The sequence below is a fragment of the uncultured Aquimarina sp. genome (genome assembly GCF_947492965.1).
Taxonomy (GTDB): Bacteria; Bacteroidota; Bacteroidia; order Flavobacteriales; family Flavobacteriaceae; genus Aquimarina.
Window position 1 is genome coordinate 360838 of record NZ_CANLOZ010000004.1, and the last position, 23679, is coordinate 384516.

Annotated in this window: 18 protein-coding genes and 1 tRNA gene; 6 read left to right on the forward strand and 13 right to left on the reverse strand. The window is 32.2% G+C overall.

Annotation, left to right across the window (positions count from 1 at the left end):
• Positions 1–180: 180 nt before the first annotated feature.
• The 12 genes from Q1B37_RS12820 to Q1B37_RS12875 form a co-directional block, all read right to left on the reverse strand.
• Positions 181–1461 (reverse strand): CoF synthetase, encoded by a 1281-nt coding sequence (locus Q1B37_RS12820; RefSeq protein WP_299899117.1) that lies wholly within the window; start codon positions 1459–1461, stop codon positions 181–183.
• 50 nt (positions 1462–1511) lie between these two features.
• On the reverse strand, positions 1512–2561 hold the full coding sequence (locus Q1B37_RS12825) for a sugar-transfer associated ATP-grasp domain-containing protein (protein WP_299899119.1): 1050 nt from the start codon (positions 2559–2561) through the stop codon (positions 1512–1514).
• A gap of 238 nt (positions 2562–2799) precedes the next feature.
• Positions 2800–4935: a methylmalonyl-CoA mutase gene (scpA, locus tag Q1B37_RS12830; RefSeq protein WP_299899121.1), complete on the reverse strand. Its 2136-nt coding sequence runs from the start codon at positions 4933–4935 to the stop codon at positions 2800–2802.
• Positions 4936–5201: 266 nt separating this feature from the next.
• Entirely contained in the window at positions 5202–5822 is a 621-nt protein-coding gene (locus Q1B37_RS12835; RefSeq protein ID WP_299607009.1) for a hypothetical protein, read from the reverse strand.
• A 93-nt stretch (positions 5823–5915) separates the two neighbouring features.
• Positions 5916–7283, reverse strand: coding sequence for a methylmalonyl-CoA mutase subunit beta (locus tag Q1B37_RS12840; protein ID WP_299899123.1), 1368 nt, complete (start codon positions 7281–7283; stop codon positions 5916–5918).
• A complete protein-coding gene (locus tag Q1B37_RS12845; protein WP_299607236.1) occupies positions 7276–7587 on the reverse strand; it encodes a septum formation initiator family protein in 312 nt (103 codons plus the stop codon). Before Q1B37_RS12845 ends, Q1B37_RS12840 begins: the two co-directional genes overlap by 8 nt.
• An 87-nt stretch (positions 7588–7674) precedes the next feature.
• A complete protein-coding gene (gene udk, locus Q1B37_RS12850) occupies positions 7675–8283 on the reverse strand; it encodes a uridine kinase (protein WP_299607013.1) in 609 nt (202 codons plus the stop codon).
• Positions 8284–8381: 98 nt separating this feature from the next.
• Positions 8382–9479, reverse strand: coding sequence for an anhydro-N-acetylmuramic acid kinase (locus Q1B37_RS12855; protein ID WP_366944323.1), 1098 nt, complete (start codon positions 9477–9479; stop codon positions 8382–8384).
• A gap of 93 nt (positions 9480–9572) precedes the next feature.
• Positions 9573–10325, reverse strand: coding sequence for a hypothetical protein (locus Q1B37_RS12860; RefSeq protein ID WP_299899125.1), 753 nt, complete (start codon positions 10323–10325; stop codon positions 9573–9575).
• Positions 10326–10465: 140 nt separating this feature from the next.
• On the reverse strand, positions 10466–10924 hold the full coding sequence (locus Q1B37_RS12865) for a cytochrome c (RefSeq protein ID WP_299899127.1): 459 nt from the start codon (positions 10922–10924) through the stop codon (positions 10466–10468).
• Between the two features lie 17 nt (positions 10925–10941).
• A complete protein-coding gene (locus tag Q1B37_RS12870; RefSeq protein WP_299899129.1) occupies positions 10942–12060 on the reverse strand; it encodes a PQQ-dependent sugar dehydrogenase in 1119 nt (372 codons plus the stop codon).
• Positions 12061–12105: 45 nt separating this feature from the next.
• Positions 12106–14385, reverse strand: coding sequence for a TonB-dependent receptor (locus Q1B37_RS12875; RefSeq protein ID WP_299899130.1), 2280 nt, complete (start codon positions 14383–14385; stop codon positions 12106–12108).
• Positions 14386–14493: 108 nt separating this feature from the next.
• On the opposite strand from Q1B37_RS12875, the gene Q1B37_RS12880 reads away from it, so the two are divergent.
• From Q1B37_RS12880 to pabB, 6 genes are all read left to right on the forward strand, one after another.
• On the forward strand, positions 14494–15108 hold the full coding sequence (locus tag Q1B37_RS12880; protein WP_299899131.1) for a hypothetical protein: 615 nt from the start codon (positions 14494–14496) through the stop codon (positions 15106–15108).
• A 71-nt stretch (positions 15109–15179) separates the two neighbouring features.
• Positions 15180–15254 (forward strand) — tRNA-Pro (locus Q1B37_RS12885).
• Positions 15255–15960: 706 nt separating this feature from the next.
• Positions 15961–16770 (forward strand): glycosyltransferase, encoded by an 810-nt coding sequence (locus Q1B37_RS12890; RefSeq protein ID WP_299899133.1) that lies wholly within the window; start codon positions 15961–15963, stop codon positions 16768–16770.
• A 150-nt stretch (positions 16771–16920) separates the two neighbouring features.
• Positions 16921–20889, forward strand: a complete 3969-nt coding sequence (locus Q1B37_RS12895) for a DUF4114 domain-containing protein (RefSeq protein WP_299899134.1) — start codon at positions 16921–16923, stop codon at positions 20887–20889.
• A 182-nt stretch (positions 20890–21071) separates the two neighbouring features.
• Positions 21072–21614: an NAD(P)H-dependent oxidoreductase gene (locus tag Q1B37_RS12900; RefSeq protein ID WP_299899136.1), complete on the forward strand. Its 543-nt coding sequence runs from the start codon at positions 21072–21074 to the stop codon at positions 21612–21614.
• Positions 21614–22921, forward strand: a complete 1308-nt coding sequence (gene pabB / locus Q1B37_RS12905) for an aminodeoxychorismate synthase component I (protein ID WP_299899138.1) — start codon at positions 21614–21616, stop codon at positions 22919–22921. The genes Q1B37_RS12900 and pabB overlap by 1 nt, the downstream gene beginning before the upstream one ends.
• Before the next feature lie 20 nt (positions 22922–22941).
• Here the strand turns inward: pabB and Q1B37_RS12910 are convergent, their stop codons facing one another.
• A complete protein-coding gene (locus tag Q1B37_RS12910; protein ID WP_299899139.1) occupies positions 22942–23646 on the reverse strand; it encodes a hypothetical protein in 705 nt (234 codons plus the stop codon).
• Positions 23647–23679 lie beyond the last annotated feature (33 nt).

Below are 23679 nucleotides of genomic sequence, written 5' to 3' on the forward strand. Positions count from 1 at the left end.
CTAATTTAAATACAGTTTAAACAAATATATCATAAATAAAGGAGCAAACCTTTGATAGATCTTAAATACTTTTATTGTAAAATTTGGTTGCTATCATTGAAGCTGTACTATTTAAAAGTAGGGGAGTATTTATATCAAAATACTAACTACTCTTTTTTTTACACTTTGGTATTAGTGTTATTACATCATCTGGTTTACCATTACTCTTCTTTTTCCAGAGGCTAGCAGAGGGATCTCGGAGACATATTCCACTTTTATAACAGCATCGTTACCTAAATAGTTTTTGAAATCAGCTATAAGTTCATTTTCTCTTTCAAAATTTTGTAGTGCATTTAGCTTTAGTATATAATGTTTTTGGTTTGTTTGAATTAATTGGCATTGAGCTAGCTGTAAATATTTGTTTACGATGAGCACGATATTAAATGTGATGATTTCACCATTTGTATTGGTAATTGCGTCAATTTTTCTTCCAGTTATTTGAGTAAGCACTTTTTTGTTATCAATCTCTTCTATCATTCCTAAGTCTCCAGTGTCATAACGAATCATTGGATTGTATTGATTAAAAAGATCTGTAATTACAATTCTTCCAAGTGCTCCATTTTGTTGTTGTTCGTCATTTTCTAGGTTTAGTATTTCTATGTAATAACTAGCTTCGTTAATAACAAAATAATCTTTATCCTTCGGCTGTTGTGCAATAATGCCGTTTTCTATATTAGAATATCTGGAAATAGGAGTTATACCGAAGTATTTGCGTGTAGATTCCTTTGTGTATTCGTTGAGTTTTTCTGATATAGCAATAATAGATTTTACAGCATTAGAACGAAAGTTTGGATTTGTGCTATCCAAATGTTTGCATATTTTTTCAAAAGCAGATACATATCCCAACAAACATATATTACCTTTTCCTTTTTGTATATTTTTTAAAAGATTTTCTATAAAAGAAGGTGTCAGATCAAAAACATCTATAGGTACAACGTTTTGAGCAAAGTTTATAAAGGATTTTTTCTTTTCGAAAGCATTCCATAATCTAAAAAAGAATAATTTGTCTCCAATATTGTATCCAGCTTTCTCCCAAAAGTATAGGTTATCAGAAGTGTTACGGATGATTTTTGATATGTCCTGGTGAACAGTAAATGGAGTTCCGGTAGAACCACTTGTAGAAACAGTTCTCTTTTTCTCATTTTGAAAAGATTCGGATTGGAATGCTTTGAAATTCTCTCTAAAGATATTTTTGTTTATTACTGGAAATGCAGTGATCAGTGGTTTTGTGTTTTTGTAATAGGGTACAGTACCGATAGCATGTTGCAGAATAGCGTCTAAATATTCTTTTTTTCTTTTAGTGGATGTTGTAGAATTAACGTTTTCTAGTAAAGATTGTATATCCTGAAAATTTGACTTTTTTTTACTTCCAGTTAGCGTGTCAATGGTCCAGAATAAAATGTTACGTAGGTTGTTTAACATAATAATATTGGCAGTTAGAATGGGGTAGGAGATTTTTTAAGAAAATAATATTAAGCTTCTTCTAAAATTTCTTTAAATATTGGATTTTTTAGATATCCTCCATAGATAATGTCTGGTGTAATCAAAGAATTATTGTCATTTCCTTCTACTAATATTGGTCCTTTTTTTCCTATGGCAATATCCCAACCAATGATACGATCAGGGATGAGTGTAATTGCTCTTAATACTAACTCCTTCGATTCTTCAAAATAGGGGATTTGAAAATCATTAAATATGATATTGGAGTCAGGATGTTTTATTAACTGCTTTCCTCCATGTTTCATCAGTTGATGGCTTTTTCCTTTTAGTTTACCTTCTTTTAAATCTACCGAAACACAAATTCCACCTGCACTACTATTATCTATAAAACTACCTCCACTTCCAAATCTCATAAAAGCAGATAGGATGTGCTTTTCTCCATTTTTGTCAATATAAGTTGTGAAACGAATAGTATTTATACTATGCTGATATATCATATTGATTTTTGGATGTTGTACGATTATTTTTTGGTGAACGAAATCATCATTGACTATTTCCTTATAGTATTTCGTTACTTGATTTTGGAGGTTGTTTCTGTTAATAAGAAAGCATCCTTTTCCTCCCATTCCTGTGGTAGATTTAAGAAATAATCCGTTGATTTCATTTAGGTTGAATTGAGACTCGAAAAATTGAAGTAGTTTTTCTTCAGAATCAATTTTAGTTGGTTTTGAATTAAGGTAAAATTGATTCTTATGATTATAGCTCACTAACTGAGGAACAGGGAAATTGTTCTCTTCCATAAATAGGGCAAATGAAAGCTTGTTTCTTAAGAGTTTAGAAAATTGAATCCGATGAAGCTTTTTGGATAATGTTATTTTATCAACTTCCTTGCTACTTAAATAGTCTTTATAGTTTGAAACATCTTTTCGATATAAGAATTTTCCAAAATAGAAATAAGGTATTTCTTTCTTAACAATCCAGAAATGTAGTGACTCTTTTAGGATGCGGGAAATACTTTTCCTGTTTTCGTCATTAATAATAACAGATACTCTTCTTATGAAAAGGTTAAGTTTCTTTTTCATCTTATCAATAAAATGGGGAATAATTCGATAAACTTTGTTTATAGAACGAACTTCGAACTATTTTATTTAATAAATAAATAATTATTTTTTAAAATAGTTTTTAACCCTATTTTACTTCGTAAAACTTCATATTAATATGGCATAGTATACCATATTTTTAATTTTAAAAACCACATCGTAGTTCTTTTAAAATTAAGTTATTAATTGTAGTATTTTGTATTTGATTTTTCAAATAAAATTACTCGAAAGTAGAAATTAGTATATCGAGAATGGTAATTGCTGCATCACTAATTTTGGTTCCTGGTCCAAAGATAGCAACTGCTCCTTCTTGAAATAAGAAATCGTAGTCATCTGGTGGAATTACTCCCCCAACTATTACCATTATATCTTCTCGTCCATGGTTTTTCAATTCTTCAATAATTTGTGGGACTAATGTTTTATGTCCACCAGCTAAAGAAGAAACCCCAACAATATGCACATCATTTTCCACAGCTTGTTTAGCAGCTTCAGCTGGAGTTTGGAATAAGGGGCCTATATCTACATCAAAACCAACATCTGCATAACTGGTTGCTACCACTTTAGCACCACGATCATGGCCATCTTGCCCCATTTTTGCAATCATAATTCTGGGTCTTCTTCCTTCTAATTCAGAGAATTGATTAGCAAGTTGTCTTGCTTTATTAAAAGACTCATCATTTTTTATTTCCTTAGCATACACTCCTGTAAACGATTTTATTTCGGCTTTATATCTTCCAAATTCTTTTTCTAATGCGTCACTAATTTCTCCCAAAGTGGCTCTCAGTCTAGCTGCATTTACAGCTAAAGCTAATAAATTTTCGTTGTCATCTTTGGCAGCAAGCGCTAGTTGATGTAGTGCTTCTTGTACAGCTTTTTCGTCTCTTGATTCTTTTACCTTGTTTAGACCTGCTATTTGCTGGTTTCTTACCGCATTATTGTCAACTTTCAGTGTAGCAATATATTCTTCTTCTTCAAGTTGGTATTTGTTTACTCCAACAATTACATCTTGCTGACTATCTATTTTAGCTTGTTTGCGCGCCGCAGCTTCTTCGATACGCATTTTAGGAATTCCTGCTTCTATGGCTTTAGTCATTCCTCCAAGTTCTTCTACTTCTTCAATGAGTTTCCAAGCTTTTTCTGCAATCTCATTGGTTAAAGATTCTATGTAATAACTTCCTGCCCACGGATCTACAGTTCTGTTTATTTGCGTTTCTTTTTGTAGATATATTTGTGTATTTCTTGCAATTCTAGCCGAGAAATCTGTAGGTAATGCAATAGCTTCATCTAATGCATTTGTATGAAGGCTTTGTGTTCCACCAAAAGCAGCGGCACTTGCTTCTATACAGGTTCTGGCAACGTTATTAAAAGGATCTTGTGCTGTAAGGCTCCAACCACTTGTTTGACAGTGCGTTCTTAACATTAAAGATTTTGGATTTTGTGGGTTAAATTGTTTAATTAACTTAGCCCAAAGCATGCGAGCTGCACGCATTTTTGCAATTTCCATGAAATGGTTCATTCCGATTGCCCAAAAGAAGGACAGTCTAGGAGCAAAAGAGTCTACATCTAATCCAGCTTCAATTCCTTTCCGAACGTATTCCAATCCATCTGCTAGGGTATAGGCAAGTTCAATATCACATGTAGCTCCTGCTTCTTGCATATGGTAACCAGAAATACTTATTGGATTAAATTTAGGCATGTTTTTAGAGCAATATTTAAAAATATCACTTATGATTCTCATCGATGGTGTAGGAGGATATATATAGGTGTTTCGAACCATAAACTCCTTCAAAATATCATTTTGAATAGTTCCGGATAATAACTTTTGATCGACTCCTTGTTCTTCTGCGGCAACGATATAGAAAGCCATAATAGGAAGTACGGCACCATTCATAGTCATGGACACAGACATTTTATCCAATGGGATTTGATCAAAAAGCACTTTCATGTCTTCTACTGTATCAATGGCTACTCCTGCCATTCCAACATCACCAAACACTCTTTCATGATCACTGTCATAACCGCGATGTGTAGCTAGATCAAAAGCAACAGATAATCCTTTTTGTCCTGCTGCTAGGTTTCTTCTATAAAACGCATTACTTTCTTCAGCGGTAGAAAACCCAGCATACTGGCGTATCGTCCAAGGTCTTCTAACATACATAGTAGAATATGGACCGCGTAAATATGGAGGAATTCCTGCTGCAAAGTCGAGATGTGATAGTTCTTCAATATCTTCTTTGTGATACGAAGGTTTTATTGAAATCCCCTCGGCAGTAGTGAAAGAGGGATTGCTAATATTAGGATTCTGTTGAGAAGGTTCTTTATTTATAGTAATGTTTTGAATATTCTTCCTTGCCATTTTAAAATTTCATTTTTTCAACATATTCATCAAAATGTATTTCCAAAAGAGTGATTTATTTAACCATTCGTATGGCTCGCCAGTAAAGTAATACATCCAATTGTATTACGTAAAATAGAAATCGACAAAATACATTTGAGAAAATATACTTTTCTATTTATTAAAGAATAACCATTAATAAAAATGTAAAATTACGGTTTTATTAATGATCTATTTTGAAAAATGCGAAATTAATTGATGGTTTATAAAGAAATTTATCAAAAAAATTAACCGAATGCTTTTTCGATTACCATGAGTATGGAGTAGTAAATATCAAAAGCGATGAATTTCTTTATTTCATCGGCTTTGAACCGGTCATCTGGGATATAATAAATTCGTTGTGCAATAAGTGAAGTACTTACATTTCCATCTTGCTCTAGGGTGCTTATGATGTTTTGAAAGTCATCGCTATTACTATTATTTTTTAGACATTGAATCAATCCTCCTCTATAATTAAAGATTAAAATTTCTTCTTCTCCTTGATTTGTAGTTGTGCTTGGAGATGTTTTTTTTGTAGCTTCCTGATTTTCGTATTCGCTTAGTTTTACCCAGATAGAATTAGGGTCACTCGATTTCTTTTTAAATGTACGCGCTAATTGTATTGAGTTGTTAGATGGTAGTTTTCTAAGATCTAATGAAAGACTAGCTACTTCTGCTAAAAATGTTCGATACGTTTTGATAGAATCATTACCGAAGTTGTAATGTTCGAATAAATCCTTTTCAAAAGAATTAAAGGCTTTGCTATACAAACCACTGGAATCAACAGTTAAACAATTGATACTGCTTTGAGCGTGACTTATAACTGTAAAAAATAAAAATGCTATTATAGCGATTCTAGATCTAATCATTTGGGGCATCGATTAAGATTTAGTTTTGTTAATTGTTTACTGCTTAACTGTTAATATACACGAAAGTTAACAATAAATTCTCAATTATTAGCGTTATATTAGGTTTTTCTCAATTTTTTCACACAATCTCCTGCTAATAATTGGGTTTATTAATGTTTTTCTTACGTTTTTTTCTTGAAACACTTCTTTTTGTAAAGGCGGCATGATTTCATCTGGATTTTTAAATGTATTTGCTCCAGTCAAAACAATTTCCTCTTTATCAAAAAGCTCCTGTTCTTTATCTGCACTTTCTTTTATTTTCTTCTGAATAGTTCCAGCTTTTAATTGACTCAAATAGCCTCCGCCTTCTTCGATATTCTTAAACAAAGCAAGTGCTTTTTCGGCTAATTGATTTGTTAAACTTTCGATATAATAAGAACCTGATGAAGGATTATTTACAATATCAAAATAACTTTCGCTTTTCAAAATCAATAATTGATTTAGTGCAATTCTTGTACCAAAATCATTTTCTAGATTATAGATTTCATCATATCTTACATTGTGTATGACATCCGCTCCACCTAAAACAGCGCTCATGCATTCTGTTGTAGTACGAAGCATATTAACATTATAATCTAAAATCGTTTTATTTCTGTGTGAAGGATGTGCGAATATATAACATTTTTTTAACATATTATATTCTCCTGCTAAAGAATCCCATAAAACTCGTAATGCCCGTATTTTCGCTATTTCGAAAAAGTAATTTCCACCTACAGCTACTTTAAAAATAACAGGTGTATTGTTAAAAGGGTTAAGGTTTTTATCTTGAAAATAATTTAAGTATTCATTTACATGTGCTAATCCATAAGCTAACTGTTGAATCATTGTAGCTCCAGCATTTTGAAAAGTACTTAAATCAACGCTGATACAACTTTTTAATGATGTTCCTTTTTCTAAAACCTTTTCTAATACATCATGATCTTCTTTTAGGTTTGCATACCAGTTCCCCGTTTTACTTAAGTTTCCAATAATATCGGTAAGAACAAAAATATCAAGTGCCGATTCGCTGACAATTGCATTTAACCTTTCAATGTATGTGCTAGATAAGAAGGCAGTTTCAATATAAATCCCTATATCAGATTTAATATTTGCTAATAATATATTAGGATCTATTTTTTCTGAAAGAATAACAAAATAGATTGTTTCCGCACCTTTCTTTATAGCTTCAAGCGCACTGGCATTTCCACCGGTAGCATCTTGAACCTCAATTTTTAGAGAATTTTTCCAAGTGGATGGATTTAAATTATCGATTGAAATGTTACTGATATCTTCTTCATTGTAGAAAGGTTTAACATCAATTCCTTCATATGATTTATAAATCAGTGCCTCATTATAGTCTGCTCCTTTAAGATCGAACTGAATTTTCTGTTTCCATTCTTTTGCAGAAACTTTATCAAATTGCTCAAACAAAGTTTTAGTCATCTTTCTTTTTTTTAGGGATACTGTCTTCGTATTCAATAATGTAAATTTCTTCATTGTCTTTCTTCATGAAGTACTCTTCTCTTGCGAATTTTTCAAGTTCGGTACTATCTTTCAGAATTTTTATATCCTTTTGATCTTTGACAATTTCCTTTTTGTAATATTCTTTATTTTCTTTTAATTCTTTGATTTCTTGATCTAATTCGCGATGGATTAACCATGAATTGGTATCCAAAAACAATATCCAAATCACAAATACCAAAACAATCAACACATATTTATTAAAAAATATGGCAAATACGGGTATTAATGCAGGAGTGTTCCTAAGCTTTTCGAAATATTGCTTTAGCTTCAATTTGGATTAAATCATTAATTGGTTATAAAGGTACAAAAGTTAATTCAAGCGTTCTTTTACTATTGTTCTCACAATATCTATAGCAACGTTGTTGTAATTATTATTTGGAATAATTAGATCCGCAAATTCTTTAGTTGGGTCAATAAACTGTTGATGCATAGGTTTTAAAGTGTTTTGATATCTGTCTAGAACTTCTTCCATATCACGACCTCTTTCTGCAATATCTCTTTTTAAACGTCTTATCAATCGTTCATCACTATCAGTTTGAACATATATTTTGATATCGAACATCTCGCGAATTTTAGGATTGGTAAGAATTAAAATCCCTTCTACGATGATTACTTTACTAGGTTTTGTAAGAACCGTGTCTTTGGTTCTATTATGTTCTACAAAGGAATATACGGGTTGTTCTATCGTTTCTCCCTTTCTTAAAGCTGTAAGATGTTCTCCTAATAAATCGAAGTCTATAGATTGCGGATGATCAAAGTTTATCTTAGTTCTTTCTTCGTATCTAAGGTGACTAGTATCCTTATAATAAGAATCTTGAGAGATTACACAAACTTCATTTTCAGGTAGTTCGTTGACAATTTGTTTTACCACGGTTGTTTTTCCACAACCAGTTCCTCCTGCAATACCAATAATTAACATTCCCAATATTTTTTTGCAAATTTAGAAATAGTTATTGAGTTATTATACGTTTAACTTGTAGAGTTTTTTCGGGATTTATCCGAAACCTGAATTTCGTTTTATGACGGATTGTAAATTACTCCAGAAGATGAATTTGTTTTTGCGCCTGTTACCGAACTTAAGCAATTCGCCTCATTTCTTTCTCGTAATACACCCATAAATGCGAATATTAAAGCTTCTTTGAAATCAATAATAGCTTCGGTAGGAGTAATTACTTTACAAAAGCTATGAGTTTTGTTTTCTAAAGTTTCTATTAAAAAATCATTTTTAGCACCTCCACCCGTGATCAGAAGTGTTGAACCTTGTTTATTGGTTTGTTTGACAGCATTAGCAATTTGTTCGGCTATATGGTGTATCGATGTATGTAATAAATTTTCGGTGGTGTCCTGAGTGTTTTTAATGATGGGAAGCATCTTTTCTTGAAACCATTCAAAACCAAGGGATTTAGGATACGACTTTTTGTAGTAGTCTAGTTCGTTTAGTGATTTCAGTAATTTTTCGTTTAAAGATCCGTTTCTGGATAGATTTCCTTTATCATCATACTCCAGCTGAATGGTTCCGCAAATATGATTTAATAACATATTTGCTGGAGAAATATCATATGCGATTCTTTTCTGGTGTAATTCAAAAGAAATATTGGCAATTCCTCCAAGGTTTAAACAGAAATCATATTCATGAAATAATAATAAATCTCCGATTGGTACTAAAGGAGCTCCTTGGCCACCGAGTGCTACGTCATTTGTCCTGAAATCACAAATTACTTTTTGCTCACTAGCATTGGCAATATGTTGCCCAGAACCAATTTGATAAGTAATACCAATTTCTGGCTGATGAAAAACCGTGTGTCCATGACTAGCAATAAAATCTGGATCTAAGTCATAACGCTCTGTAAATGTCTTTACTTGTTTACCTAACCATGTACCATATTCATTATGAAAAGCCAAAAGTTCAACAGGATTTAAGTGGATAGAATTCTTGAGTTTTTGTTTGAGTTCCGGAGAATAGGAAACATCAGATGTTTTTTCTATGGAAAAAGACCATCCTTTTGTGTTTTTTGTAAAGTGACAATAAGCAATATCTAAACCATCTAAGGATGTGCCAGACATGAGTCCAATTACTTTATATGTTGAAGGGTTTGTAAGCATTTGTGATCGCAAAATAGAACATTTTGATTAATATTTTGACCGAAATATGGGATTTACATGAGCCAAAATTTCCGAAAATGTTTAATTTGTTCGTGATGGACTCTTTTAGTTGTATTTGTTGATATATTGAAGATCCAATTTTTCTGGATTGATTTCTACGATAGCTTTTTTGTAATAGAAATCGATAATTTCATTTTCCAGATATCGTTTAATTTGATCCACACTCTTCTTTTTGTAAACAGAGAATACATATCCGGCTTGCGCTTTTTTAAACTCGGTAATTAATTCATCTGGATTTTCCACAACATTAATTCCTTTATAAGTATCGAACTTTTTTTTCATCCATCTATGACTCGCTAATCTAATCAAACTTTTCTGTCGTTCACTGCTTAAAAATTCTATTTCTTTTATATTGGTGGAGTCTGTTTTTTTTATGCGATCTACTGCGGTTTTTGCTTTTATGAATTGTCTTTCGAGTTTGAAATCAATTTTTTTCATATCTCTTTTTAGTTTCTCCACTACATCATAAAGTGCCCCGTTATACATAATAACAAACGCTTCATAATCGTACAGGGCATCTAGAAATACAATCGCCTTTCTTTTATAAACTCTAGGAAAAGCTTGGCTTTTAGCGTCCTTAAAAAGCTTGTTAATTCCAGTTTGTATTTCTTCGGGTATGCCAGAAAACTTAGGTCCGTTTTTAATAGTTCGAAGTTGTTCGGTTATCTGTAGCCGTGTTCCCTTAAAAACTTGAGACTTGTACTTAAATCTATATCGATTAGGAGAAAGATCTTCTATATCTTGATTGTAAGCACTAATGCTTATAAAAAGTAGTACAAAAAATAAAGAAGATTTCATCTATTTGTATTTTACCATTCTTTACCCATAAAAACTTAGAAGTAAGTTTTTATAATATACAAAGATAGTAACGTAAAGTTTAGGAGTATTGTTATCCTTGGTTTTTGAAAAATGGAAATTCAGAAATAAACAGTGTTCATTTATCGTTTAACAGATTTTACTTCTTCTACAGTAACCATTTTGCTTTGTTTGTTTCCCCAGCTATTCATAATATAGTTCATAACATCCGCAATTTCTTCATCTTCCAAACCTAATGAAGTCATAGCGTTATTGTATGTTTCCCCATTCACAGTTATAGGCCCGTTTAGACCATATTTTATAGAATGAATACTTTGTTCTCTTTTGTTTGTTAACCAATCCGAACCAGCTAATGGTGGAAAAACTTTTGGAGTACCTTTTCCATCTGGTAAGTGACATTGCATACAAAAATCAGTATATATTTCTTCTCCTCGTTCGATACTCTTGGAAAGATCTGTTTCCTGAGTATCTGGAATTACATTATACTCTTCAACATTCTTATGCTGTTTCGCTAGTAACGAAATACAACAGATGAGCGAAACTATTTCTAAAATTATGATTTGTTTGATTTGTTTTTTCATGTGAAAAATATCAGATATTACTTAGGAACTATTTTTACAATCCCTTTATTTTCAACTGCTACATAAATATATCCGTCAGGACCTTGACGTACATTACGTACACGACCTATACCATCAAGTAATTTTTTTCTGCCAATTACTTTGTTTTTGTCTAGTTCTACCAGTTCTAGATATTGAAATTTAAGAGATCCTACTAATAGATCATTTTTCCAATCGGGATATATGTCACTAGTTACAAAGTCCATTCCACTTGGTGCGATAGAAGGAACCCAATAGTATAGAGGTTGTTCCATACCTTCTTTACTCGTAATATCTGTTATAGAAGTTCCGCTATAATTAATTCCATAGGTAATTACTGGCCATCCATAATTTAAACCTTTTTCTATGATGTTAATTTCATCACCTCCTCTAGGACCATGTTCATGAACCCAAATTTTTCCAGTAGTAGGATGAATTGCCATTCCTTGTGGATTTCTATGTCCAAAAGAAAATATAGCTTTTTTTGATGTCTGGTGGTTTACAAAAGGGTTATCATTTGGGATGCTGCCATTATCTTGTAATCGATATATTTTTCCTCCATCTCTAGTAATATCTTGGGGATTCTCGTCTCTATTACCACGATCTCCAATACTAAAATATACATATCCATCATCGTCAAATTCTATTCTGGATCCAAAATGGTGACCACGAGTGGTATTAGGATCACCTTTATATAAAGTTTCTATAGACGTTAGTTGATCATTTTGCAGTTTAGCTCTTATTAACGCTGTGTTTCCACCTTTTTCAGAACCTTCTTTAGAAGAATAGGTAATATATAACCAACCATTTTTGCTATACTCTGGATGTAACTCTATATCTAGTAATCCACCTTGATTTCTATTATAGACTTCTGGAATATTGCCAATAGTTTTTTTAATGCCATCTTTATAATGAATCAGTTCTCCTTTTTTTTCGGTTATAAGCATACTGCCATCAGGAAGCCAGACCATTCCCCAAGGAATTTCTAAATCAGGAACTATAATCTCAGTCGTATAATTATTGGGGTCAGGATCAATTGTAATATCATTTTTCTTTTCTTGAGCACAAGAGAGAAGAGCGGATAAAATAACGGTTTTAAGTATTAAAAAGTTTCTCATTATAATGTCTTGTGTTTACGATAGAAAAGTACAAATATTTTTTATTTATAATCTATATTTTATGTTAATGCCACCATACATATTAAAAGGTAATCCCGGATAAAAATATCTAGGAGCATTACCACCAAATCCGCGAGCATTAATTTGTAATTGTGCTGTGTAAATATTATCCAAGATATTATTAGCTCCTAAAAAAATATCATAAAAAATGTGTGATCCAATCTGATTTTGATATCCTATTTTACCATTAAGTAATTCATAGCTATCACTATAAACGGTATTAGCATCATTAGCAGGTATCTGTCCAACTTGTTGGAAATTAAGATTACCATAGACACCTTTTTTTGTGATATAATCTAATCCAATATTCACTACATGCGAAGGTACTCCTGTTAGATCATTCCCAGAGAAATCATTATCAAGATCTATGAATTCATCAAACTGGAAATCATTGATAGTACCATTAAAGTAAAGAAGCAACTGCTTTTGTTTGGATTGGTATAGTTGATAATTTATTGATCCTTCTATACCATTATGCGTTGTTTTACCTGCATTAATAGCAAAAAAAATATCTTCTTCTGTTCTGCGAGAAACCAATAAGTCTCTTACTCGTAATGAATAGATAGAAAAAGTACCATATAATTTATTGTCAAATAATTGGTATCGAGTTCCTATTTCATAATTCCAGCCTATCTCAGGTTTTATATTTGCATTAAATTCTCCATCGGGCAGTAAGGTTTCTGCGCTGGTGGGTGTAGAAAAACCGTGTGCAATATTTCCAAAAATGATAACGCTATTATTTAGCTCATAATTAGCACCTATTTTCGGAGATAAAACAGGATCGAAATCAAAATCTCCAGAGCTATCCTCATTGTTTGTAAACAAGTCTTCAACTTCAAAAAACGTTTGATTTAAATGAACCCCTAAATTAAAGGTCAGTTTGGGAGTGAACTCCAAATTAGATTCTAGGAAAAGATTATAATAATTTCTTTTTTCATCTAGATCAGAGAGTTGCTCGCCTAATACACTTCCGGTTCCAATCGGGAAGTCTTCATATAGGTTTTCAAAGGTTTTACTATTGTAATTGTCAAAGAATAGTTCACCTCCAATAGTCCAGTTCAAATTTTTCCTAATGATTTTTGAATCACCAACAATACGAGTTCGAATCCCAAATGTATTTGATTTTTCTTTTAGAATATTAAAAGGTCTTGGTTCGAAATTATTTCTAAAAGAAGAAAATACACTGGTATGATGTGAAAGAGAAGTATGATAGTCATGCGTCCAATTAACACCTAAGATTCCATAAGCAATATCTTCGAAAGCCTGCGATCTGCCCCAAGTAAAAGCTGCTTGTCTTGGATTAGTTCGGAATGTTTCCTCATCTAAAGAACTTGGAATTCCAGCTTTTAAATCTATATAACTTGCCATGAGAGAAAGATGATTCTTTTTTCCAGCTTCTAAAGAAGAGGTAACAGTAAGTGTATTTCTATGATATGTATTGTTTTCACGATAACCATCGGATCTATTGTTGCTATAAATAACATTCAAGTTGGATACCTTTCCACCAACTTTTACAGTGGCAACGTTTCTTTGTAAACCATAACTGCCAATAGTACTAGAAATAGAAGATTCTAGCGGAGTATTTAATGAAAAATCTGGATGCAGTAAGATGGTACCTCCTAAGCCAACACCATAACTACTGGAAGAAGGACCTTTACGTATATCAATTCTTGAAATTGCTCCCAATTCCAAATCTTCAATTGCTGATTCTCCATTACCATCTGTTAATGGGATGTCGCCAAAATACGTTCTAATATTAGCAGTACCGAAAAGATTTCTAGCGCCAATACCTCTTATTGTTATTCTATTAGTATTTAACGTTCCGTGTTGCATAAATACACCAGGAACTTTATTAAGAATAGGATGTAGTTCAAGATTATTACCTCTATTAATTTGTTGTTGATTTATTATACTAATGGCTTCTGTTGCATTTTTTTGTTGTAATGGAATTGATAAACTATTTATAAATACCTCCTGTAATTTGTTGACTTTTGGAGATAAGGAAATAACGATAGTAGCATTTTCAGAAATAGTTATCTGTTTGGATTCATATCCAGGATGAGAAAATTCTAAGGTTCCATTACTAAGTATATCAAATTTTCCTTTTTCATCAGAAAAGTGTTGCTTTCCAGTTTTAAGATCTAGTATAGTTACATTATTAATAGGTGTTAATGACGTTTCATCTCTAATGATACCAGAGATGTTAGATTGAGAATGTAAAGAGTTAATGCAGAAAAAGAGGAGAAGAACGAGTGTTTTTTTCAAAGGATCAATTTTTGATCAAATATCGGAAACAAATTATGGAGGAGTTCTTAAAAATAACTTATAATTGCAGCGGGATAAATAATGGAAAAATCATAAAAAAATTATTGGATGCTTAAAAAAACAATTTTCTTACTACTTATAGGTGTTAGTACTGTTTCGTTTGCTCAACGAATTAAGATTGATAAAAAGAAGTTAGCGTTTCTAAAAAATGAAACTAAGGTAGCTGTAAAACTTACATTTCCAGAAGATCTTATTATTTACAGCCTTCATCCTGAGAAGGAGTTTATAGAGAATATGAAAAAGAAGTATGATCGAAAAGATAATGGTAATGGTGATAAGTGGTATCAAACATATCAAACGGCCAAAAAAGAAACTTGGAGAGATGCTTTTCTAGCAGGGTTACATGAGAGATTAAAAACGTATAGTGATTTGGAATTTGTTACGAATGATCAAGAAACGAATTATACGTTAATCATAGAAGCAGATTGGATATATACGGGTTACGGTGGATCCGCTAGTGTAGGAAGAGAAGAAGGTAAATTAGAAACAACATTGAGATTTGTGAAGACGTCAGAATCGGATTCTGAAGTGTATGCTATTCAGGCGCCAAAGGTTATAGGGAATTATGCTTATGGAGAATTTGGTGATATAGAAAGAATAAGAGAGTGTTATAATAAACTAGGATATCTTTTATCATTGCAATTAAAAAGAGTTCTGAAATAAAATATCAAAAAATAGTAGGTTTTAATAAAAGAGTTTATTTATATTTGCACCCGCAAAAAGGATAACCTTATCGGGGTGTAGCGTAGCCCGGTTATCGCGCCGCGTTTGGGACGCGGAGGTCGCAGGTTCGAATCCTGCCACCCCGACAAAATCCAATCACTAGTACAGTGATTGGATTTTTTTATGCTACCGTATAGGATACTTATTTCTAATTCAAAATTAAGAAGATAACTAGCTTAAGTACTTTCTATTTTACTTCCAATAAATAAGTTAGCTGTTTTCTGTTATTATAATACGTTTTCAAATAAAAATGTATATAAAGGACATCTTTTATTAAATTTAAAGTTTTTCGAGTAATATAAATGATCATTTTTGGAATATTTAATTCCATGAAAAACGCTTTTTTGGGTTAAAATGATCAAAAAGTGGATTTTTCCCTCAATTATTCGATAATAAAAAAGGGTTTTTTCCCCTAAATTTTGTTAAAACAGTAAAATTATTACTAGTAAATTTCATTTAACTTGTAGTATAATACTTCTTTTTTTGTGTTAAAGAGAGTTAAAAAATGTATTAAAAGCATAAAAATCGGATAAAATGCACATTTTTTTAACAAAACGTAATTTAATTGCGGTTTTTCCGTATTCAACTAATTCATGTTTGAAGTACTTTTACAATGTGCTGGTAATCAGATGGCAATACTGGCAGAAAAGTAATTTAATCTTCAGGAAGCCCCAGAAGAAAGTATGAACTAAATAGAGAACATTTATATCAATTTTAAACAACAACCGTTCTCTTTTGCTTTATAAGTTTTATTGGTAAAATCACTTATGGAGTTTTAAAATCTAAAATACGATGATTAAAACTGGAATTATTATCCCTGCTTATAATGAGTATTATAGGCTAGAAAAAGAGAAATTTTGCAACTTTTTAAAAAACAATGAAAATTATTACTTATGCTTTGTAAATGATGGAAGCACCGACAACACTTCATATATGCTTCATCAACTTAAAGAAACTAACAAAGAGAAAATCTATGTAATTGATTTAGAACAAAATCAAGGAAAAGCTACCGCAGTACAAACAGGAGCTAATTTTCTTAATTCTCTTCCTTTTATTGATAACATAGCATTCTTAGATGCTGATTTATCCACTTCTCTGGAAGAACTTGATAATCTAGCGAAAAAACTAAATAGTCAACAAAACTTAACCATGGTTTTTGGATCCAGAAAAGGAGGTGATTCTGATGGAATTAAAAGAAGTATGGTTAGAAGTTTATTATCTACTTTCGTGGGTTTTTTCATACAGTTTATTCTTCAATTACCTATTAAAGATACGCAGTGTGGTGCCAAAGTTTTCAAGAAAGAGATTATAGGAAATATCTACAACAAGAAATTTATTAGTAAGTGGTTGTTTGATATAGAAATCTTTTTAAGATTAAAGAAACAAGTTGGTGTAAAAGATTTGATGAACACTATTAGTGAGGAACCGCTAGATAATTGGGTAGAAGTTGAAGGATCCAAAATAACTTTTAGAGATTCGATCCTTATCCCGCTTAATTTATTATTTATATGGGTTAATTACTTCAGCTTCAAAAAAAGAAAGAAAACTACTATTGCAGAACCAGTATATGTAACACAAAATCAAATGTCTATGGCTAAATAACTACTTTATTTCCTTATAAAATATAGGGTTCGTTTATAGCCCTTATAGAAACTACTTAAAACAAAATAACCAAACAAATTCAAGCATCTACACTCCTTATCTTATGATTAATAAGCATGAGGAGTTTAGAGCATATCAATCCCCGATTCGATGAAAAAAATAGTACTATTCATATTCTCATGTGTTTTGATGAATTTTGCCTATGGTCAACAACCTTTTGATTGTAATGAGGCGAAATTTTATCAAGTAATTTCAGGATCTCTTAGATCCTATGATCCGGTAACAGGAACCTATTCTGATCCTTTACATACTACACCCAGTTATAATGCTGGAGGATATAATGTTGTAGATGATTTTTTATATGCCATACGAAGTAGCGACCGACATTTATTAAGAATTGGAATGGATCAGGTTGTAGATCTAGGTGCAGTAGCTCCTAACGGAGGAGTAGAATTTGGTGGAGGCTACGCGGCAGATGTGGATGATCAAGGTAATCTTTGGGTATTTCAGAATAATCTTGGTCGACAGAGTTTCCATAAAATTATTAATCTTCACACCTATGACGGTTCTAGCGCACCTACTTTTGAGATCGTAGTAGCTAATCAAGCATCTCCTAATACATGTGCAGATATTGTATTCATTAATGGGAATCTATATGGTGGAAGTAAAGGAGATGTCTATAAATGGGATTTATCTTCTTCGACTCCAGTATTTAGTTCTAAAGATGTTACTGATTTACCAAATGATACATTTGGAGCTTGCTATACGGATACAAGCAACAGACTATATGTGTCTAGTAATAAAGGTGGGTTACATTTAGTAAATGATTACGAAGGAGCTTCTCCATATGCAACATTGCTTAATAACACAGATGTAACCAATCAAAATGATGGATTTAAATGTGCAGCTGGTGTTTCTCCAATCGATGCCGATGGAGATGAGGTACTAGATCCTTTTGATAAAGATACTGACGGAGATGGAATTCCTGATGTAGTAGAAGGAGGGGGAATTGATCCTTACGGAGATGATGATGGAGATAATATTTTTAATTATTTAGATTCAGATTTTGGAAGTACCTGTAATGGAGGTGTTTCGGTAGCATTTGATATTGATAGAGATGGGATCCCAAATGTATTGGATTTAGATAGTGATAACGACGGTATTTTTGATATTGTAGAAGCTGGTTTGGGAAGTTATGATACTAATGGAGATGGTCAATTTAATAGTCAGGATGCTAGTTATCAGGATTCTGATTTGGATGGTATTGCGGATATCGTAGATGTAGATCAAACAGGTGTTGTTTTTTATCCAGATGATGCTGATGGTGATCTAATCTATGACCCATACGATATTGATTCTGATCAAGATGGAATTATTGATCTTGTTGAAGGTCAGAATAGTCAAAATTTTATAGGTTTATCGGGATTAGATCAGGATAGAGATGGAATGGATGACGCTTTCGATCCTGATCAGGGTGGTACTCCACAAGGGTATCAAAATACGGATAATACCGATACACCAGATTTTTTAGATACTGATTCTAATAATGATGGAATTTTAGATACTGTAGATGCCTATGATACTAATAGTGATGGTACCGCGGATACAGTCTTGGCTAATAATGATACTGATCAAGATGGATTAGATGATAATTTTGATATCACTGATACTGTTTTTGATTCTTCTAATGGATCACAAAACCCAGCGAGTTATCCGATAGCAAGCATTGGAGAAAGATATCAATATAAGGGAACATATGATGTTTTTGGAGTGCCAGATTATTTAGTAGCGGATATCAATGTTGATGCAGATATTTTGACCAAAATTGATAATGCATTACCAGAGGCAAATTCAGTTCCTAGTAGAAATCCAAATTATATCTATGGAGGATATGATACAGATATTATTGTACAACAATCAACCAATGTAGCAATAACCTTTATAAGTGAAAATACTGATAATACCAATGTTTTAGGTTATTATACATATGATATCAATGCACCATTGACCAAAGCACCTTCTCCAGAAGATATTACGGTGATCATTCCTAATGCATCAGCTTCTGGAAGTGGAGGTGGATTAGAGATGGGAAATACTGTTGATTTAGGAACTTTCTCCGCCAATACAGGTATTGGATGGGTGTTGTTAACAGATGCATGGAATACCAATGCGCTAAATGAAGGATTATGGCAATTGTATTCTCAATCAGAATTTAATCCAGAGTGTGATGAATCATTACAACCACATAATGTACTACTAAAAGATACATCTAAAGAAGTAATTATTTTAGGTTTTGAAGATATAAGAAGAGATTATTCTGAAACAGATAATGATTTTAACGACTTACTGTTTTGTATTACTACGGGTCAATATTCATCTATTAAAACGAATAACATTCCAGAGTTAGAAGAAGAAGGAGAAGTGTCTTCTGGTAATGATGGTGGTCTGGAAAGTAATGGAGATTTAGCTAGTTTAATAGCTAAAAGAAACTTTACCAGATCAAAAACAAATGAAGTTTACAATAAAAAAGAATTACAGAAAAAATTTAAGAAAGGACGTTCTTATAAAACAGCCAAAAATGGTACAGATTTAAGTAAATATTTCCCGGAAACAGGAGTAACTGGAGTGGAAAGTTCTTATGTATCTACACCAGATGATTTAATAGGAATAACAAATGCTTCTTCTGTCTTTTCTATCGATTATTATTTAGAAGATAGCAGAGTAGGTGTAGGATTAGCAACATCTACAGAAGGATCTGTATATGATCATTCTAAAACCATTTGTGATCGATTAAATGGTTCTACTTTAGAAGATATTAGAACAATCAATGTTCGAAATTTCGAATTGGTAAATACTAAAATACGTAGAGCTTCTGGAGAATTAGAACAGGCATTACATTTTTCAGTTCGCTTGGATGAATATCAGAATGAGCTTTATAGTCTATGGAATATTGATCAATATCCAGAAGGAGACTTTTTAAATTTCCAGATTTGGGGAGGCTCAATTCCTCAGGTTGTTAATATTGCTAATTCTATACTGGATAAACTTCAAGTAGAAAAAGGACTGGGAAAAACCTTTATCCCAGCTAGTATTCCTGAAGTATTTGTTCAAAAAGGATTTTATAAAGATGGAAAATTAGTATTGGATATCATTAATAAGAATCAGGCATCTACATTCGATTTCAGAGGAAATAAAAGAGTAACAGAATTATCGAATGAGGAGTTAATGACAACTTCTGTTTCCTTGTCAGGAGCATATGAGGAGCGTATTACTATCGAAACGGGACATTTGTTTGATATAGGATTCTCAATAATGGTTAATGACAAAACAGATGCTCTGTATCTTGCTGATGGTCCATGGGGATTAGATTATAATACCGATGGTGCTAACATCAATGAATTTAATATTAAAACAGCTAACAATAATTCAGACAATACTGAAGATTATAATGTAGAAAGAGCTATATCCGTTATTGGAGAGGTAAAAGAGACCATGAATATTTTTAGAAATATTTTGGGTGGAGACCGTACACTAGATGTTACATCGTATGATGCATTACAATTCGATATGAGTACTAACAATGATATTGAAGTAGTTTTAGTAACCAAAGATCTTGTAGATTGGAATGATAGGATGCGATATACAATTAAGTCTGATTCTGGAAGCGGAGTGCAAACGATTACTTTCTCTCAGTTTGTAAATGGCCAAGGTGTTGGTGCTGAGATAACAGATGTAAGAAGCATTGTGTTTTCTGTACAGGGAAATTATAAGGATTTCGAATCATTTAATATCAATATTAGTGATGTAGTATTTACCAATGCAGAAGTACTGGGTGTAGAAGATCATGAGATAGAAGAAGAAGTAGCAAATGGTGTTATGAACTACCCGAATCCATTCCGTATTTCGACATCGATTAGAGTACCTGAAACCTTAACAGGTAATGTTAAAATATCCGTGATAGATGTATTGGGGAAGATAGTGCAAGAAGAACGAGAAATTCCGGTGAACGCAGCCAAAACAATCACCTTTAGACCTAAAAATTTAAGTCCTGGAGTATATAGGTATATTATTCTAGGAGACCAATCAACCAGATATGTTGGTAGTTTTATAATATACTGATAAAATAAGCATCGTGTTTTTATTCACAAGATTACCTGTTCTAAGAATTGATAAGCTTAGGATAGGTAATCTTTTTTTATTCAGTTTTATCGGTTATTATTTTTGTATTGGTTTGTTTTAAGGGTTTTGTAAGGCTATTGATTTTGGTTATTTTTGAATCCAAACATAATACAAATCAATAGATGAAAAATATTCTTGCTTTTGCTGGTTCCAACAGCAGTACCTCAATTAATCAACAACTTATCGAATATGTTTCTTCTGAAATTACCGAGCATAAAATCAAAATAATGAAATTGGTTAACTATCCAATACCAATGTATAGTGAAGACGAGGAAAGAGAAAATGGTTTTCCAGGAATGGCTCTAGGGATAAAGCAGGAGATCTCAGAAGCAGACGCACTTATTATTTCTGTAAATGAACACAATGGTAGCTTAAGTGCATTTTTTAAGAATATTATCGATTGGTTATCTAGAATAGATCGTAATTTTTTAGCTGGTAAAAAAATATTGCTTATGAGTACTTCTCCCGGACAACGAGGTGGTTTAACAGCATTAGAATATGCAAAGAATGTATTTCCTAGGTTTGGAGGAGAGATTATAGAAAGTTTTAGTTTTCCTTCTTTTCACGCTAATTTTTCTACAGAAGAAAAGACAATTAAGGATGAAACACTTTTGTTGGGATTAAAAGAAGTTCTAAGTACTTTTGCGCATCAGATAAATAATTAGTGCGAACTACCAAAACATATACTTTAGATAATCCATCACAGTTTAAGAATAAACTATTACAATGGGCGCAACAATTTGATGAAATTATATGGTTAGATTCTAATAACTATATCCAACAGTATTCTAGTTATGATGCAATACTAGCGATAGATGCTTTTACCTCTATTAATAAGGACTATTATTCCTGCTTCGATACGTTAAAAGAATATCAGGAGCAAACAGCAGATTGGATTTTTGGTTATTTATCCTATGACTTAAAAAATGATACAGAGAATTTAGTCTCAAAGAATCCTGATAACTTAGAATTTCCTGATTTATATTTTTTTCAACCTAAAAAGATATTCTTACTAAAAGGAAATGAATTAGAAGTTCAGTATCTAAGAATGGTAGAAGATGAAATAGAAGAGGATAGAAAACTAATCGATACATTTCCAACTACCATTAAAGTATCTGATGAGGATAACCCTTGCGGGAAGATTAAAATTAGTTTAAGAATCACTAAAGATGTATACCGACAAAAAATCGAACAAATGCTTCAGCATATTCATCGTGGAGATATCTATGAAGCAAATTTTTGTCAGGAGTTTTTTGCCGAAAATAGTTGTATTGCTCCATTAGAGACGTATCATCATCTCAATCAAATTTCTAAACCACCATTTGCTACTTTTTTTAAGAGAAATCATCAATATTTGCTTTCTGCTTCTCCAGAACGTTATTTAAGAAAAAGCGGCAGTAAAATTATATCACAGCCTATAAAAGGTACTGCAAAACGTTCACAAGATCAGGAACAGGATCAAGAACTGATACAAATACTTCAGAATGATCCCAAAGAACGTTCTGAGAATGTAATGATTGTAGATTTGGTAAGAAATGATCTATCCAGAACTGCTGTAAACGGTTCGGTAAAAGTAGAAGAACTCTGTAAAATATATACTTTCCCACAGGTACATCAAATGATTTCTACCGTAGTTTCAGAAGTTGATAATACCACTTCTGCAGTTGATGTTATAAGAACCACTTTTCCCATGGGAAGTATGACAGGCGCTCCAAAAATATCGGCAATGAAAATTATCGAGGCATTAGAAGAGTCTAAAAGAGGTTTGTATAGTGGTGCAGTTGGTTATTTTACACCAGATAACGATTTTGATTTTAATGTGGTAATAAGGAGTATCTTATACAACGAAGAAAATCAATATATTTCCTATACTGTTGGAGGTGCTATTACAGCAAAATCAGATCCCGATAAAGAATATGAAGAGTGCTTGGTAAAAGCAAAAGCAATGCGCGAAGTGCTAGAAGGTATATAACGAGTTGGAAAGACAACTATTTAAATAAGGTTTTTTCTAAAACTTTTCCTTACGTCAATGATGACTTCTTTAACCTCATTGGCAGTCATATCTTTTATTCTTGCAATTTCCTCGAAATTGAGTTTTCCAAAAACGAATAGGTCAATAATTTTGGAGGTTTCTAGAGGTAACCAGCTATAGAATTTACCGAGTAATTTTTGCTTCTTATTCTCCGAAGAATCTTCTGATGCAATTAGCTTTAAAATTGCAGAATCTGTATCATCATAAATGAATAGCTGCTTATTTTCTTGGTTTTGATGATACGAAATGTCATTAAGCTCATCAGTCATTATTAGTTCATTATCACCTGTAGAGGTATAATATTCCTCTAACTTATTCAATTCTTCTTTTAAAAAGTAATTAGTACTAATAGACCTTTGGTGCCAGCCTTCTTTCTGATATAACTCATCTATTAAATGATCAGCAATTCTAAATAACTGCAACTCCAGAGATAGTTTGTCCATTGCAATATCTAAATGATCATCATGATATAGTTTTACAATAGCATCGTCTATAAGACCACTAGAGCAGTACATGTTTCTTGGTAAAATTCCAGTGCTTTCCGCAATATATATGCGGTGTTTAACGTATGGATGAAGATGAGGTACTACAGCTAATAATTTTTTACCGAACTCTTCCGTACGAGTATCTTCATAATATTTAGGCATTTCGTCAATTCTATTCATGATTTGTGTATTTAAGAGTTCCTTAAAAATAAT